This is a genomic window from Candidatus Rhodoblastus alkanivorans, from assembly GCF_022760755.1.
Taxonomy (GTDB): Bacteria; Pseudomonadota; Alphaproteobacteria; order Rhizobiales; family Beijerinckiaceae; genus Rhodoblastus; species Rhodoblastus alkanivorans.
In genome coordinates, this window is sequence record NZ_JAIVFP010000001.1 from 2,440,677 (window position 1) to 2,456,673 (window position 15,997).

13 protein-coding genes, 1 tRNA gene and 2 pseudogenes are annotated in these 15,997 nt (G+C 62.1%); 11 read left to right on the forward strand and 5 right to left on the reverse strand.

The genetic code is table 11. From position 1 onward, the window contains the following. Nucleotides 1–721: 721 nt before the first annotated feature. On the forward strand, nucleotides 722–1,939 hold the full coding sequence (locus K2U94_RS11350) for a deoxyguanosinetriphosphate triphosphohydrolase (RefSeq protein ID WP_243067321.1): 1,218 nt from the start codon (nucleotides 722–724) through the stop codon (nucleotides 1,937–1,939). 19 nt (nucleotides 1,940–1,958) lie between these two features. On the opposite strand, the gene K2U94_RS11355 is transcribed toward K2U94_RS11350, so the two are convergent. After that, nucleotides 1,959–2,294, reverse strand: coding sequence for an EthD family reductase (locus K2U94_RS11355; RefSeq protein ID WP_243067322.1), 336 nt, complete (start codon nucleotides 2,292–2,294; stop codon nucleotides 1,959–1,961). A gap of 165 nt (nucleotides 2,295–2,459) precedes the next feature. On the opposite strand from K2U94_RS11355, the gene K2U94_RS11360 reads away from it, so the two are divergent. From K2U94_RS11360 to K2U94_RS11380, 5 genes are all read left to right on the forward strand, one after another. Continuing rightward, nucleotides 2,460–3,755 carry a homoserine dehydrogenase gene (locus K2U94_RS11360; protein WP_243067323.1) on the forward strand — a complete coding sequence of 432 codons (1,296 nt, stop codon included), beginning with the start codon at nucleotides 2,460–2,462 and terminating at the stop codon, nucleotides 3,753–3,755. Between the two features lie 66 nt (nucleotides 3,756–3,821). Next, nucleotides 3,822–4,421: a glutathione S-transferase family protein gene (locus K2U94_RS11365; RefSeq protein ID WP_243067324.1), complete on the forward strand. Its 600-nt coding sequence runs from the start codon at nucleotides 3,822–3,824 to the stop codon at nucleotides 4,419–4,421. Next, nucleotides 4,411–6,213, forward strand: a complete 1,803-nt coding sequence (recJ, locus tag K2U94_RS11370) for a single-stranded-DNA-specific exonuclease RecJ (protein ID WP_243067325.1) — start codon at nucleotides 4,411–4,413, stop codon at nucleotides 6,211–6,213. The genes K2U94_RS11365 and recJ overlap by 11 nt, the downstream gene beginning before the upstream one ends. 97 nt (nucleotides 6,214–6,310) lie before the next feature. After that, nucleotides 6,311–6,386: transfer RNA gene (locus K2U94_RS11375), tRNA-Glu, on the forward strand. Between the two features lie 217 nt (nucleotides 6,387–6,603). Continuing rightward, a complete protein-coding gene (locus K2U94_RS11380; protein ID WP_243067326.1) occupies nucleotides 6,604–7,656 on the forward strand; it encodes a hypothetical protein in 1,053 nt (350 codons plus the stop codon). Here K2U94_RS11380 and K2U94_RS11385 read toward each other — a convergent pair. Both K2U94_RS11385 and K2U94_RS11390 read right to left on the reverse strand, forming a co-directional pair. Beyond that, entirely contained in the window at nucleotides 7,616–8,455 is an 840-nt protein-coding gene (locus K2U94_RS11385; protein WP_243065792.1) for an IS5 family transposase, read from the reverse strand. The two genes, K2U94_RS11380 and K2U94_RS11385, sit on opposite strands and share 41 nt — an antisense overlap. A gap of 195 nt (nucleotides 8,456–8,650) precedes the next feature. Then, a pseudogene (locus K2U94_RS11390) lies at nucleotides 8,651–9,568 on the reverse strand (IS3 family transposase); the annotation flags it as partial. An 81-nt stretch (nucleotides 9,569–9,649) separates the two neighbouring features. Here K2U94_RS11390 and tnpA point away from each other — a divergent pair. The 3 genes from tnpA (at nucleotide 9,650) to tnpC (ending at nucleotide 12,045) form a co-directional block, all read left to right on the forward strand. After that, complete coding sequence (gene tnpA, locus K2U94_RS11395) at nucleotides 9,650–10,027, forward strand: IS66-like element accessory protein TnpA (protein ID WP_243067327.1); 378 nt, start codon at nucleotides 9,650–9,652, stop codon at nucleotides 10,025–10,027. After that, nucleotides 10,024–10,371, forward strand: a complete 348-nt coding sequence (tnpB, locus tag K2U94_RS11400) for an IS66 family insertion sequence element accessory protein TnpB (RefSeq protein ID WP_243067328.1) — start codon at nucleotides 10,024–10,026, stop codon at nucleotides 10,369–10,371. Before tnpA ends, tnpB begins: the two co-directional genes overlap by 4 nt. A 120-nt stretch (nucleotides 10,372–10,491) precedes the next feature. Beyond that, nucleotides 10,492–12,045, forward strand: coding sequence for an IS66 family transposase (gene tnpC, locus K2U94_RS11405; RefSeq protein WP_252393806.1), 1,554 nt, complete (start codon nucleotides 10,492–10,494; stop codon nucleotides 12,043–12,045). 52 nt (nucleotides 12,046–12,097) lie between these two features. Here the strand turns inward: tnpC and K2U94_RS11410 are convergent. Continuing rightward, a pseudogene (locus tag K2U94_RS11410) lies at nucleotides 12,098–12,424 on the reverse strand (transposase); the annotation flags it as partial. Nucleotides 12,425–12,557: 133 nt separating this feature from the next. Between K2U94_RS11410 and K2U94_RS11415 the strand changes: the two are divergent. Beyond that, nucleotides 12,558–13,085: a hypothetical protein gene (locus K2U94_RS11415; RefSeq protein WP_243067330.1), complete on the forward strand. Its 528-nt coding sequence runs from the start codon at nucleotides 12,558–12,560 to the stop codon at nucleotides 13,083–13,085. Nucleotides 13,086–13,887: 802 nt separating this feature from the next. On the opposite strand, the gene K2U94_RS11420 is transcribed toward K2U94_RS11415, so the two are convergent. Continuing rightward, nucleotides 13,888–15,003: an AI-2E family transporter gene (locus K2U94_RS11420; RefSeq protein WP_243067331.1), complete on the reverse strand. Its 1,116-nt coding sequence runs from the start codon at nucleotides 15,001–15,003 to the stop codon at nucleotides 13,888–13,890. 304 nt (nucleotides 15,004–15,307) lie between these two features. Here K2U94_RS11420 and K2U94_RS11425 point away from each other — a divergent pair, with 304 nt between their 5' ends. Continuing rightward, nucleotides 15,308–15,775 (forward strand): YaiI/YqxD family protein, encoded by a 468-nt coding sequence (locus tag K2U94_RS11425; protein WP_243067332.1) that lies wholly within the window; start codon nucleotides 15,308–15,310, stop codon nucleotides 15,773–15,775. The last annotated feature ends 222 nt before the right edge of the window (nucleotides 15,776–15,997 follow it).

A 15,997-nucleotide genomic window follows, 5' to 3' on the forward strand; every position in this document is an offset into this window, starting at 1 on the left:
ACCAGATGGCCGAGTTGCGCAACATCGCGCATGTCGCAGCGAAAAACCTCCTGACGGTTCTGGATCAGGACGGCGGTTTCGGAATTCTCGAAAATGATATTGTCCTGCGGATAGCCTTTCGCCAGTTTCTTGCGGATTTCGACGTCGAGATCGTCCGAAGAATCCTTGGCTTCCCAATAGCCGAGCGGCACGCGCAGATCGTGAAGGATGGTCCCGTCGGGCCGGATGCGATTCTTCTGCGGCGACAGGAATTCATATTGCGGGATGAAGATGAGATTGGCCCGCTTCGCCCAGCTTTTCAGCAGGTCCTTGAATGCCTCGGAAATCACCCCTTCGGTCGCGGAGCCGGAAAATTTCTTGAGGCGGTCGATTTCGTTGAAATAATCCTGGATCAAAATCTGGTTCATGAATCGCGCTCCGGCGTGCGAAATTTAGCCGGCGCCCGAACGAAAGCGCAAGGCGGCCTTGATCGGGCGCGGGCGGACGCCGCACGGTTCCGGATCGCACGGCGGCGAGTCGCGGGGGCGATGACGACGACACCGAAAAGTGTGGGATCGGCGCGCTTCGGAGAGGCGGTAAGGCGCGGCCGGGCGCCTTGTTCGCGGTTTCGCCGGAATGTCGTCTCGCCGATTTACAAGGGTTCGCCTCGACGGCGGCGCGCCCGTCGTGATATCGCCTCGGGAAAGCGGGCGCCCCGTCGCCGCTGCTCAAAAGGTTCGCCTTGTCCGTCGCGCCAGTTTCGAAATTTCTCAACGACAAGCCGCTCGCGCCTTATGCCGCCGACTGGCGGCGCAGTCGCGGGCGGTTGCACCCCGAGCCGGCCTCGCCGACGCGCGGCGAATTCCAGCGCGACCGCGACCGCCTGATCCATTCGACCGCCTTCCGCCGCCTCGCCCACAAGACCCAAGTCTTCATTCCGCTCGACGGCGACCATTTCCGCACCCGGCTGACTCATACGATCGAGGTCGCGCAAATCTCGCGCGCTCTCGCGCGAGGCCTGAGGCTCGACGAGGACCTCGCCGAGGCGACCGCGCTCGCCCACGATCTCGGCCACACCTGTTTCGGCCATGCCGGCGAGGAAGTGCTCGACGCCTGCATGGCGCCTTACGGCGGGTTCGACCACAACGCCCACGCCCTGCGCATCGTCACCAGGCTGGAGCGGCGCTATGCCGGCTGGGACGGGCTCAATCTCTGTTACGAGACGCTCGAAGGGCTGGTGAAGCATAACGGCCCATTGCGCGGGCCATATGCGCGACGTCGGGGTAAGAAGGAAATTCCTTTTGAAATCATAGAATTCGATAATATATTTCCGCTCGATCTTGAGCTTTTTGCGTCCGCGGAGGCGCAATGCGCGGCGCTCGCCGACGACATCGCCTATAACGCCCATGACATCGACGACGGCCTGCGCGCCGGCCTGTTCAGCCTCGACGATCTTCGTCCCGTCGGCCTCGTCGGCGGCCTGCTCGCCGAGATCGACGCGCTCTATCCCGGGCTCGAACGCGTCCGCGTGATCCATGAACTGGTGCGCCGGCTCATCACCCGTTTCGTCGAGGACGCGCTGACGGAAAGCGCGCGGCGGCTGGAGGCGCTGGCGCCGGCAAGCATCGAGGACATAAGCCGCGCGCAGGCGCCGGTCGTGGCCTTTTCGCCGGAGATGGAAAGAGCGCAGAAGGCGATCAAGGATTTCCTGTTCACCCGGATGTATCGCCACGCCGTCGTCCTGCCGGTGTGGAAGAACGCCCAAAAAATCGTCCGGGGCCTGTTCGAGAAATTTTTCGCCGAGCCCGAAGCCATGACGGACGAGTGGACGCAGGCCGCCCGCCCCTGCGACGACGGGGGGCGGGCGAGGGTGGTTTCGGATTATATCGCCGGCATGACCGACCGTTATGCCCTGGCGCAGGCCAGGGAATGGCTTGGCGACGGCTCAGGATTCGCCTGACGCGCCAAAGCCTTATCGTCTATTCGATTTTCGAGACCAGCACCTTGGCGCCGCCGGTGGCGAATTTCGGCACGTCCTCGACGACCCGCTTCCACTCCGCCGTCGCCGTGACGCTTTGCAGATGGTCCTCGTTCTCGAACCAGAGTTCGGCCATGCGATAGAATTCCGGCGGCGAGCCGTCCGGTCCGGGAAGGCCCATCGAGAGTTCGACCGGTCCGAGATCGTCAACCTCATCGACCAGGGGCAGATGCGTTTCGGCGTAGTATTGTTCGAAGGCGGCGGGGTCCTTCGGCTGGCCATAGAGAACAGTGATCTTGATGCCGCCCTCGTCTTCCGCATCGTCGTCATTGGTCATGGGTTCATCCTTCCTGAGGCCGGGGCGCCCCGGCCCCGATCGAACGCCGGAACCCTATGTCCGTTCCATAAGCTGAGCAAGAAATCAGAATTTGCCGCGCATTGATCCCCCGCGCGAAATCGGGCAAAAGTCCGGGAAATCTTCGCAGCGGGCGGGAATCGGGACATGAGTGAGATTTTGCGCGTCGGCATCGCCGGCCTGGGGACGGTGGGCGCCGCGGTGGTCCGCCTCCTTGACGCGCAGGCCGCCGACCTCGCCGCCCGCACCGGCAAGAAAGTCGTCGTGACCGGCGTCTCGGCGCGCGACCCCGCGCGCGACCGCGGAATCGATCTTTCGGGCGCAACCTGGTTCTCCGCGCCGACCGACCTCGCGCGCTCGGATAAAATCGACCTCTTCGTCGAACTGATCGGCGGCGACGAGGGGCCGGCGCGTGAGAGCGTCGAGGCGGCGCTTGCCGCCGGCAAATCGGTGGTCACCGCCAACAAGGCGCTGCTCGCCAAGCACGGGATCGCGCTGGCGCGCCTCGCGGAAGCGCACCATGGCGCGCTCGCCTTCGAGGCCTCGGTCGCCGGCGGCATCCCCATCGTCAAGACGCTTCGCGAGGGGCTCGCCGGCAATCGCATCGAGCGTGTCTATGGCATCCTCAACGGCACCTGCAATTACATCCTGTCGCGGATGGAGCTTGAAGGCCTGTCCTTTGCGGAATGTCTCGCCGACGCCCAGAAACTCGGCTATGCCGAGGCCGACCCGACCTTCGACATCGGCGGCTTCGACACCGCCCACAAGCTCGCGATCCTGGCGTCGCTGGCCTTTGGCGTGAAGCTTGACGCCGAGGCGATCAGCGTCGAGGGCATACAGGACATTTCGCTCGCCGATCTCCAGGCTGCGAGCGAACTCGGCTACCGCGTCAAACTGCTCGGCGTCGCCCAGCGCACGCCCCATGGCGTGGAGCAGCGCGTGCATCCGACCATGGTTCCGCTGTCTTCGGCGATCGCGCAGGTGATGGGCGTGACCAATGCGGTCACGGTGGACGCCGACGCGGTGAACGAACTGACTTTGGTCGGCCCCGGCGCCGGCGGCATGGCGACGGCCTCCGCCGTGGTGGCCGATATCGCGGACATCGCGCGCGGAATCCGCTCGGCGCCCTTCGGCCTGCCGGTCGATCATCTCGCGAGCCCCGAGAAATCGCCGATGCAGCGCCACGAAGGTGGCTATTACATTCGCCTCGCGGTGCGCAATGAGATCGGCGCCGCCGCCGCCATCGCCACCCGCATGGCCGAACATGGGATCTCGCTGGAAAGCATCGTCCAGCGCCGGGCCTGCGCCGACGCGAGCGTCGCGCCGGTGGTGCTGGTGACCTACGCCACCACCGAGGCTAGCGTGCGCGAGGCGCTCGCCGCCATCGTCGCCGACGGCCATGTCGCCGACAAGCCGCAAGTCATCCGCATCGAGCGGGAATGATTTCCCGGCTTGACGTCGTGGCGGTTTGTTCCTAATTTGTTCGCATCATTTCAGGCGGAGGATTCGATGCGGCTTTATTGGGCGCCCAACACGCGGTCGCTGCGCGTTCTCTGGCTGCTGGAGGAAATCGGCGCGCCCTACGAGCGCGTGCTGGTGGATTTGAAAAACGGCGGCCAGCGCACGCCCGCTTTTCACGCCGTCAATCCGATGGAAAAAGTCCCGGCCCTGCAGGACGGGGAGGCCTGCGTCGCGGAATCGGGCGCGATCATCGCTTATCTCGCCGAGAAATTCCCCGACGCCGGGCTCGCGCCGGCAATCGGAGATGCAAGGCGTGGACGCTATCTGCAATGGCTGTTTTTCTCGGGCGCCTGCGTCGAGGGCGCGCTCACCCAGAAATTCGGCAATGTCGAGATGCCTGAAGGTTCGGCAGGCTGGGGATCGTTCGACAAGGTTTTCAATGTGCTGGATGAGGTTCTTTCAGCTAATCCTTATTTGCTTGGCGAAAAATTTTCCGCCGCCGACGTGCTGATCGCCTCCGACCTGCATTTCACGATCAACATCTTCAAGATGCTGGAGCCGCGTCCGGTCTTCGCCTCTTATCTGGAGCGCTGCCAGTCGCGTCCGGCTTTTGCGCGCGCGGCGCAAATCAATTCCGATGGCATTTGACCGGCGCGTCCTGCTCGGCGTCGAGTCCAGCGTTCTTGGCCGCCCGTGGCGCAGCCGCCTGGACGCCGCGGGCGACGCCCGGGCCCTGGCCATCGCCCAGCAGACCGGTCTGCCGGACCTGTTGTCCCGCGTGCTGGCGGGGCGGGGCGTCGCGCCCGAGACCGCGCTCGGCTATCTCGATCCGACGCTGCGGATGCTGCTGCCGGAGCCTTTTTCGCTCACCGCGATGCAGGAGGCGACCGAACGACTGGTCCGGGCGGTGGAAAGGCAGGAGACGATCGCCATTTTCGGCGATTACGACGTGGACGGCGCCTGTTCCTCGGCGCTACTCGCGGAGTTTTTCGATTATTGCGGCGTCCCGCGCCTGATCCATATTCCGGACCGGATCACGGAGGGCTATGGCCCCAATGCCGAGGCGATCCGGGCGCTCGCCGCGCGCGGCGCGACCTTGCTGGTCACGGCCGATTGCGGCACGACCAGCCACGAGCCGTTCGCCGAGGCGCGCCGGCTCGGCATGGATGTCGTCGTGCTCGATCATCACCAGGCGCCGGAAGTCCTGCCCGAGGCGATCGTGGTCAATCCGAACCGTCAGGACGACGTGTCGGGGCAGGGCGCGCTTTGCGCCGCGGGCGTGGCCTTCGTCGCGCTGGTGGCCTTGAACCGGGCCCTGCGCCAGCGAGGCTTCTGGCGGGAACGGCTGGAGCCGGACCTGTTGCGGTCGCTCGATCTCGTGGCGTTGGCGACGGTGGCCGACGTCGCGCCGCTCACCGGACTCAACCGCGCCTTTGTGGTCAAGGGCCTCGCCTTGATGAAATCGCGCGGCCGCGCCGGCCTGCGGGCGCTGGCCGACGTCGCCGGAGTCAACGGCCCGCCGCGCGCCTTTCACCTCGGCTTTCTGCTCGGGCCGCGCATCAACGCCGGCGGAAGGATCGGGGATGCGGCGCTGGGCGCGAAACTGCTGCTGCTCAGCGACGAATTGGAGGCCGCCGCGATCGCCGCCGAACTCGACCGGCTCAACGGCGAGCGCCAGATCCTTGAAAAGCAGATGCTTCAGGAGGCTCTGGCCGAGGCCTACAAACAGCTTGGTCCGGCCGAGCAGGGCGCCGTCGTCCTGACCGCCGGGGAGGACTGGCTGCCGGGGATCGTCGGCCTCGTCGCCGCGCGGCTGAAGGAGCTTTTTGGCCGCCCGGCCTTTGCGCTGGCCCTCGACGGCGATGTCGCCACCGGCTCGGCGCGCTCGATTCAGGGCGTCGATCTTGGCCGCGCCGTGCGCGCGGCGGTTGAACGCGGCCTGATCGTCAAGGGGGGCGGCCACGCCATGGCGGCCGGCGTGACCCTGCGCCGCGATCAGATCGAAGGCTTCCAATCCTTTCTCGAGGAGATGCTGGCGGAGCCCGTGGCCCGCGCCCGCGCCGAGGCCGGCCTTGCGGTCGACGGCCTGCTCACGGCCAGCGCCTGCGCTCCGGCTTTGGTCGAGGAGATCGAAAAGGCCGGCCCCTTCGGCTCCGCCAATCCCGAACCGGTCTTCGCGCTGCCGGAACATCGAATCAACGACGTCCAGCCCTTCGGCGCCGACCATTTGCGGCTTCGGGTCCAGGCAGGCGACGGCGCGCGCATGGAAATCGCGGCGTTCCGCGTCGCCCAGTCGCCGCTCGGCGCGGCGCTGGCCAAGGGGCGCGGCGAGCGCGCCCATCTTGCCTGTTCGCTCACGCTCGACCATTGGGGCGGGCGCACGAAGGTGAGCGCGCGGCTGGTCGATCTCGCCTTCTGCAAACCCGGGGCGGGAGGATAGGAAAAATCCCCATGGCGCGGCAGATCAGGCTTGCCAGCATGAACAGCCGCGTTTATACGTCCCCCCACTTCGCGAACGGCCCCGCCGCTTCGCCCAAGCGCCCATCGTCTAGCGGTCTAGGACGTCGCCCTTTCACGGCGAAAACAGGGGTTCGAGTCCCCTTGGGCGCGCCAGTAAAATCAAAAACTTAAGATCGGTTGTCGACTTTAAGATCGGTTGTCGACTTAATGTCCAATATCCGAGGGCGGATAAGGACGGAATTGTGTGAACTGCGGCGACTTTAGTTCCGGCATTGAAGGCAATGCCAAAGAGCGCTGATCTGCTATGGTAGCGCTCCCGATTCGCGCAATTCGTTCCGGTGTTCCAGATTTTGATTTTTAGGAACCAAAAATGACGTTTGTCGATTTTCCTAGTGCGTCGCCAGTTACCATCGATATCAAGACACGCTTCATTGCCGACGACACTCGCGTCTACCTGGTCTTCCCGGGCCCAGGGTACCGCTATTTTCAGACAATGCAGAATGAGTCTGTCGTCTTTTTGAACTTGCCGGGGTTTCCCATTGCTGCGCTTGAGCGATTGCCTGATCGGGAAGCGGTCATCCGAGGCATTGTTGTCTCTGATCGCGTTCGGGAATGGCATAAAAGTGGCGCCGAGGCCGATAAAGAGCCGGAGCGGCAAATAGATAAAATTACTGACTTTCGTCGCACAAAATGGCGTGAGCAGTTCGCCGCAATCATTAGTAATTTTTTCTCGCAACCTCGCAAAGGCGATATTTTCATTGTGCCGGGCCCAAATGAGGATTCGCCTGTCCTGTTCGGGGAAATAGTCGACGAGACAGACCCTTTTATTGAAGTCGACTCGCTCTTGGCGGGCGAGAAAATTTTTGCTCGCAAGGTAAAATGGGTTCGGGAAGTTCAGAGAAGGGCGATACCGCGCTGGCTCGACAAAAAAATCCCCTCCCCAAACCCCGTTAGGCAAGTCGAGCGGGATAAGTTACCGCATATCTTCGATTTAATGTACGAGCGGTATTATTACGATGGTCATTTTGTAGTTAAATTCGAAACGACCTCTCGCGAGTTTAATGCATTAGATAACTATCTAATTAATCAGGTATTTTTATATGTTGCAGCGCTACATGAACATTTGCACGACGCGTCGATCGGTGACGTCGCCAATAGGCCAATTTGGGAGGTCGTATCTGGTATTACATTCTCAGAAGATATACCAGAACAGCGCTTAATCATTCAATCTCCCGGATATATCGCTCTGGATGCACGCAATATCATTCCGTTAGTGGTCGGCGTTTTCATGACCCTGAGCAGCGCAACGGCGGCGAGTCAAACGCAACCAACCCCGCCAACGATCGTTAATACTATTGACGACTCAGAACCCGACTCGAATTTCAATTCTGACTGGCTTTTGCCCTCGCCAGCCTTCGCATGAGAAGGAAAGCCAGGGCCAATTGCAGCCACGCGAGGGCGGATTCGATGGTCGCCTCGAAGTCTTTTGACAGACGGCGCGCGCGATTGATCCAACCGAGCGTCCTTTCGACGACCCAGCGTTTCGGCAGCACCGTAAATCCTTTCACCTCTTTATCGGTTCGCTTGACGACGGTGATGGAAATGCGGCTCGCCTCGAAGGCTGCGCGCTTGGCTTCATCACCCTGATAACCCCCGTCGACGAAGGACATTTTCACCCACGGGCTCTTGCGATGCACGGCCTTCAGCAACGGCGCGAGAGCGTCGCGGTCCTGCACGTCGGCGGTCGTGATCTGGCATTCGATGGGCAGACCGATCGTGTCGACGGCGAGATGGCGCTTGCGCCCCTTGACCTTCTTGCCCGCATCGAAACCACGGGGGCCGCCGGCTTCCGTCGTCTTGACAGATTGGCTGTCGACGACGACAGCCGTCGGCGCGGCCTCACGGCTTTCCGCTTCGCGGGCGTCCATCACGAGAACGCTGATGATTTGCGCCCACACGCCGCTGTCGCGCCACGCGTAGAAGCGGTTTTGCACGGTCGTGAACGGCGGAAAATCCTTCGGCAGATATCGCCATGGGCAGCCGCAGCGGATCAAATAAAACAAGGCGTTGAGAATGATCTGGGCATCTGTCGGCTTGCGTCCGCGCCGTTTGGGCGGCGGCAACAGCGGCGAAATCAGCGCCAGTTCGGCCTCCGACATATCGCTTGAATAGCGCGCCCGAATGACTTCATACTTCGCGCGATCGGCCTCGCTCCACGGCATCGCGAATCTCCCAAAGTTGTTGCAAACCAAGGGAATCAAGGGCCGCGAGGCCGGTCAACCAATTTCAGGTCAGGCTCTCAGCGCCCTCGCGGGCCTGCGTCGATGATATAGCCAGTGAGGTTGCAGCGGACCTCGCCATGATGGGCCACGCTCGTTGGAAGGAAATGTGCTTAGCTGAAAGACTGTTGTAGCCCCTTAAGTTTCGGACAGACACTCTCCGGCTTCGGCGGCCAAGCGATCCGCGATGAACTCGCGGGGTGAACGATAGCCAAGCGCGCGATGCGGATGGCGTGTGTTGTAATGCTCGAACCACGACGGCAGCAAGCGGATCACGGTTTCGGCGTCCGGCAGTGGCGACACGCGCGCGTAATCGCGTTTGATCGTGCGGACGAAGGCTTCGGCCATTCCATTCGATTGGGGGCTTTCGACCGGCGTGGTCAGCGGCTCAAGGCCGATTTCGCGGGCAAAATGTTTCGTGTCGCCAGCGATGTAGCAAGACCCGTTGTCGGTCAGCCATTCGATCGGGCTGGGCAGGCGATTGACCGGGCCAAAGCGATATTCGACGGCGCTGACCATCAGGTCGCGGATGTCCTCGCCCTTGACGCCCGCCGTCGTGGCGACATGGCCGAGGGCTTCCCGGTCGCAGCAATCAAGCGCGAAGGCGACGCGGACTTTTTCGGCATTGTCGCAAGCGATCTCGAAGCCGTCGGAACACCAACGCAGGTTGGAGCGCAGAACGGCGATCTTGCCGTCATGCCGGCGGTTTTCGCCGCCGCCGGCATGACGTTGAAGCAACAGGCCGTGCGCCCTCATCACCCGATAAACCCGCTTGCGGTTGACCGGCGCCGCGCCCTCGGCGCGTCTTTTGCGGCGCAGGTCGGCCCACACGCGGGCGTAGCCCCAGGACGGCTGTTCGGCGATGATCCCCTTGATCTCGCAGAGCAGATCGTCTTCCGGCAGGGGCGGTCGGCCCATGCGTTTGGCCGCGCCGCCGGCAATGCGCGCGGCGACATTCGAGCGGGCGACGCCGAGGGTTTCGCAGACGGCCTTCATCGCGAACCGTCCCGTGGATTGAGCGTCGGCAGCGACAACGACCGCAACATCCGTTTTTTTGAGCCTACGGCGACTTCAAGCGTATGCGTCCGGCATGGACCGCCTGTGATTTCGCTGGCAGATCGGTAAGACACTATACGTATGCATAGTCATACTCACAGTGTCGAAAAGCTGGCGATCGTCGAGACGGGGCGTCGCCGCCGTTGGTCCGATGAGGAGAAGCTGCGGATCGTGAGCGAAAGCATGGCGGGTCCTCGCCTGGTTTCGGCGACGGCGCGGCGCCACGGGATTTCGCCGGGCCAATTATTCACCTGGCGTCGCGAGCTGCGCGTTCAGCCGCAACGGCCCGCCATCGAGCCGCCGCAGATGGTTCGCGTCTGCGTTGAGGCCGCCCCCAAGGCGAGCGGCTCGCCATCAATGGTCGAGATCATTCTTCCAAGCGGCGTCCGGCTCGTTGTCGCGTCCGACATTGATCCCGTTGCCCTGAGGCGGATCATGAACGTCATGGCGCCGAGGTGATCGGGCTGTCGAGCGACGTTCGCGTCTGGCTGGCGACGGGCCACACCGACATGCGCAAAGGCTTCAACTCTCTGGCGTTGCGGGTACAGGAAACGCTGAAACGCAATCCGCACAACGGAAATCTCTTTTGTTTCCGCGGTCGCCGCGGCGATCTTTTGAAGGTGATCTGGCATGATGGCCAAGGGGCCTGCCTTTTCGTGAAAAGGCTGGAGCGCGGCCGGTTCTTGTGGCCTTCCATGGCCGATGGCGTGGTGACGATTTCGGCAGCCCAGCTGTCCTATCTTCTGTCCGGGATCGACTGGCGCATGCCGCAGAAAACATGGCGTCCGGAGGCGGCGGGGTGATCTGCGACCGATTGACTCGGGCCGCTGTTTTGGGACGATTTCGGCGGACAGATATGGTTCAATCGGAGCGTGGAAAACGCCTTCGACCCACTTCCTTCCGACCTCGCCAGCGCCCATGCGATGATCCTCGTGCAGCGCGAACAGCTGGCGCAGCAGCAGGCGGAAAATCTCGCCGCGCAGAGTGAGGTCAAAGTCACCCGGCTGGAGATCGAGCGCCTGAAGTTCCTGCTCGCCAAGGCCCGGCGTGAACAGTTCGGACAATCATCGGAGCGCGGCAAGCAGCTGATCGAACAGCTCGAACTGGCGATCGAGGATCTGGAGGAAACGCAAGGCGCCGAACAAGCCAAAGCCGAGATCGCCGCTCCGGAAGCGACGAAGGAAAATCACAGGCGCGCGCTGCGCGGACCGCGCAAATTGCCGGACGATCTGCCGGTCGAGCGGGTTGTCGAGCCGGCGCCTTGCGCTTGCGGCAAATGCGGCAGTCAGCGGTTGCGCAAGCTGGGCGAGGTCGTGACCCGGTCGCTGGAAAGCGAACCGCGGCGCTGGAAAATCATCGAGCATGTGCGCGAAAAATTTACCTGCCGCGATTGCGAGGCGATCACCGAACCGCCGGCGCCCTCGCATCCGATCGCGCGCGGCTTCGCCGGCCCCAGCCTGCTCGCCATGATCCTGGTGTCGAAGTTCCTGCTGCATCAGCCGCTCAATCGCCAGAGCGCAACCTACGCCCGCGAAGGCATCGAAATCGACACCTCCACGCTCGCCGATTGGGTCGGCGCCTGCGTGGTGACGCTCGATCCGATCCTGGCCGCGCTGAAAGCCCACGTGCTGCGCGGCGCGCGCATCCATGCCGATGACACTACGGTTCCCGTACTGGCCAAAGGCAAGACCGTGACCGGCCGGTTATGGACCTATGTCCGCGACGACCGGCCGTTCGGGGGCAAGGGTCCGCCGGCGGCCTTCTTCGAATACTCGCGCAATCGCGCCGGCGAACACCCGCAAAAGCATCTCACCGGCTGGACCGGGATCATGCAGGCCGACGCCTATACCGGCTACAACGCGCTTTACGAGGCGGCGCGCAAGCCCGCGCCGATCAAGGAGGCGGCCTGCTGGGCGCACTGGCGGCGCAAACTGTTCGACCACGCCAAATCGGGCAAGGCGCCGATCGCGGTCGAGGCGGTGCGCCGCATGGATGAGATCTTCGCCTGCGAGCGGACGATCACCGGCAAACCGCCCGATGAGCGCGTCGCCTTGCGAAAGGAAACCGTTGCGCCGCTCGTCGCCGACTTGCGCGTCTGGCTGTCCGAACAGCGCGCGAAACTGTCGGCCAAGACCGATCTCGCGAAGGACATCAATTACGGCCTGTCGCGATGGGTCGAGTTTGCGCGTTTCCTTGACGAAGGCCGAGTCTGCCTCACCAATAACGCCGCCGAGCGCGCCCTGAGAGGCATAGCGGTCGGGCGACGCAACTGGACGTTCGCCGGTTCCGATGCCGGGGGACGCCGGGCCGCAGCGGTTTTCACGCTGGTCGAGACGTGCAAGCTCAACGATATTGATCCGCAGGCTTGGCTCGCCGACGTCCTGGCGCGCCTGCCAGATCATCCCGCCAAGCAGATCGACGACCTGCTGCCGTGGAAATGGAAAGAGCGCCAACTCGCCGCCACTGTCGCCGCATGATCGCTGAAGCGGTCAAATCCGAGGCTGCTGCGGCGCCGGTCGGATGCGTACCTTCAAGCGCCTCTTTGAGGATTTCGGCCTCCATCGACTTCTTGCCGAGCAGGCGCTGCAGTTCGCGCACCTGGTCGACCAAAGCCCTGTAGGCGGACGCCGGAACGACGTCCTCCTCGGCCTGCGTCGCGGTCAGGGCGCCTTGGTTCGCCAGCCGCCGCCAGGTGAACAGCTGATTGGGGGCGATGCCGTGACGGCGCGCGACAAGGCTAACCGTCATGCCCGGCTCCATCGTCTCGGCAATGATCGCCAATTTCTCCGCCGACGTGCGCCGACGCCGTCGTTCTCGGCCCGGCAGGACCTCACTCTTCGGATTGTCACCAGTCATAAACACCACATTACTCCTACCTCTTAGCGAAGTGGGAGTGCCTGTCCGGCGACTTACGGGGCTATTTCAAAGACAAGCTCGTGAGAGGACACGCGTGCAGTCGGGGATGTCCGCAAGATAATGGGGGGCAGTCATGAACGAGTTGGACAGTTCGCCTCCAGCGCCTGCGGAAAAGACCGTTGCTGCCAAGGCCAAAGAATTTTTTGAGACTACGCAAACTCCGCGGTGGCACACGTATGTTGTGACGCTATTGGGGATGGTGGCGACCTTCTGGATGACTCAGATCACAGATGGTTGGAAGCGTGCGGATGACTATCGCGTGCAACAATTGCGCGCGCTCAGCGACAGCATGACCCAGTTTCAGGTTCACGCTTCGGCTTATGCCATGGAGCTCATGGACACGAAACAAGTTCCGGTCGACGCAAAAAGGGCGCTTCTTGCCAATCTAAATGAACAATATGCAAGGGCGCGCGCTGTCAAGCCTTTGGTCGGAGACGCTCAAAAAAAGGCGCTGGATAGCTATTGTGAAGCAATATTAAATATGCAGAACGCGATTGATGCAACAAATGATGTTGTTACGCTTGGACGTTTCTGGACGGCGGCTAGCAAGTTGCTAGTTACGCGTAATAAAGTGAATGACTCGCTCAGAAACGCAATTTAACGATGCATTTGGCCGCGCGAAGCGTAGTCGGAGAATGATTTTGGTAAATCTTTTTAAGCAATGCGCCCGCCAGCGCATCCGTGGCGGCCGCTCGTCGAGGGGAGGCGGTATCGTGGCTAAACCTTGGAGACGATCTTCTCCAAATCCCGCATTTCCGCACCAAGGTTGTAAGTTCGGTCTGAAACCGAGCCAATTCCTGGCTCAGCGTCAGGAGCCGGGCATTGGAGAGGCCCCAAGCTGAGCGCGGAGGACGCTGAGCGTTTCGTCTCGGGCCTGTGATTGACGCACGGCAGCGCTGCGGGCGGGCCGGAGGATCGCCGGAGCCAGCGTCGCCCGAGAGACACGCGATCTCTCTGGCTGAAACGCGCTGGCGGCTGGCGACGCGGACGGTTTGAAAGCCGCCGCGCTTAACCATGCAGTCGATTGTCGCCCGGCTCACACGCGGGGCTTGCGCGACTCGTCAAGTGTCAAGCATGGGCGGCGAGGCCTGGTCGGGGTCGGCTGGCTCAGCCATCGGCGTTTTCCTCCATGTCGCCCCGTCAGTCTTTCTGGCATCGGCAAACGAGTGAAGGAACAATTCAATGTCGTGGTCGGAAATCTTGTCAAGTCGCATCCGCTCGATGATGAATCTCGATGATGAATATAGCCTTTGCTGAGCGCTAAAAATGCGGCGTGACCTTCGCCCATTGGCGGGTCGCTTCAGCTTTTGACCGGCCTCTATTCATTGCGACGCTCCTGAAGTGGTCGCCTGCAGACGGACGTGTTTTTAAAGCGTCATTTGGGACCCCGGCATCGGTGACGATTATGGACGCGCCTCGGAATTTGGAGGGAAAGACGCCTCGGGGTCGTCGCTTTCCTTGATCCATGCCATGAAAAGCTCCCAGAACACCGAAAGCGTGATCGGGCCAAGGAAGAGCCCTGTGATTCCGAATGAAATGACGCCTCCGACGACGCCAATGAGAATGACAAGCAAAGGTGTCGTGAGGCCTCTGGCCATGAGAATCGGCCGTAGGAAATTGTCGAATAAATTGACCGGGATCATATAGATCGTAAACAGCATTGCGGTCATATGCTCCATCGAGAACCAGCTCCAGATGATCACAGGGATGATCACCACGCTCGGGCCGACCTGAACGATCGCCAGAATGAGAATCGCGATGCTGATGAGACTGGCTCCGGGCACGCCGGCGACGACAAGCCCGAGCGCGGCGAGCAAGGTTTGGAGAATGGCGACGCCGACAACCCCACTCGATACGCTACGAATTGTCGCGCCGGCGAGCTCCAGGAAATGTTCGCCGCGCCCGGGCGCCACTCTGCGGGAAAACATTTTCAGGATCGAAACCAGCGCGGGCGCCGCCGGAAACAGAAATCCGGCGACAACAATGGCCGTGAAGAATTTGAGCGCGGCGGCTCCGCCTCCTGCAGCGATCTGCAACAGGTTGCCGCCGAGCGGTTTCAATTGTGGCGCGATCTGAACCAGCGCCGCGCGCAGGTTCGTGAAGGCGAGGCTCCAGAATTGGTATGCCGCTTCGCCAATCAGCGGCCATTTTTTTACCGCATCGGATGGCGGCGGCAGCGTAATTGCTGACAGATCGAACTCGGTCGACAGCGTTCGCAGGCTGCCTATCAGGCCCAGCACCAGCGACGTCGCGGGGCCAACGACGACAAGGAGAGAAGCGGCGGTCAAAAGCGCGGCCGCGAGTCGGCGCCGACCTCCAAAAAATCGAACCATCCAATCATATGCGGGATACAGGGCTACCGTCAGAACCGTGCTCCACGCCATGATCGTTGTGAACGGACTGATGAGAAGGAATGACCAATAAAGGAAAACGCCGAGCACCCCCAGCCTGATCGTCAATTCGACCCAAGTGACTGTAAGCCGGTCGCTGTTGGCGACCTCAGTGCGATCGAGGGACATTTTCGCTCCAACAGGGTGTGAAGGCCTCATAGCTCTACCAAACAACAATTCGGCGAGCCAGAAGCGCCGACATCACGTTGGTCTGCCTGAACTGCGCCGGGCCTGGCGGCGGCGTGATCATTCCAGGCGTAACAATGCGTCTTCGCCTCGGCTGGTCGCCGAAGGAAGCAGGCGAAAAATGGTGGTCGGCAAAAAGCTGACATTGGGACAGCGCGCGATTCAGCCGCTACAGTCGTCGCATGCGCAAAATAACACCCCGTCGAAACCGTTGGCCGATGGCCCTTAGCATCCTCCTGGCGGGCGCATGGACCCGGTAATCCTGATCGACGCCGACGCCTGTCCGGTGAAGGACGAATGCTACAAAGTCGCCGCGCGGCATGAGCTGAAAGTCTTTCTGGTCGCCAATCGCCTGTTGCAAGCGCCGCGCCATCCTATGATCGAGCGCGTGCTTGTGCCGCAGGGACCGGATGTGGCGGATGACTGGATCGCCACGCGCGCCGATGCGGGTAAAATCGTCGTCACCGCCGATATTCCGCTCGCCGCGCGCTGCGTCAAGGCGGGGGCCTTCGTGCTGGCGCCCGATGGCAAGATTTTCGACGATGCGTCGATTGGCATGGCGCTGGCAATGCGCAATCTGATGGAGGATTTGCGCTCCGGCGGCGCGATCGTCGGGGGGCCGAAGGGATTTTCACCGCGCGACCGGTCGGCCTTCCTGTCGGCCCTGGAGCGCTGCGTTCAGCAAGCGCGCAAGAGGAGGACGCCAGAGACTTGAGGCGTCGGCCCGCGATGAGTTTTAACGCGGCGCAGGGTAAACAGTCCCTAAATTACTTGAGTATTTTTCGTTCATTCCGGGTCGGAACAACGCTATAGTTCGTCGTTTTAACGCGTGTTATTGTCAAACAAGTCTGCAACTTCTTGTGACTATGCGCTAACGCGCCTCTTATGTTCTTGTCTTTATCGACGATCGATGGCGGCGCGGCGTCGACAGCGCCCA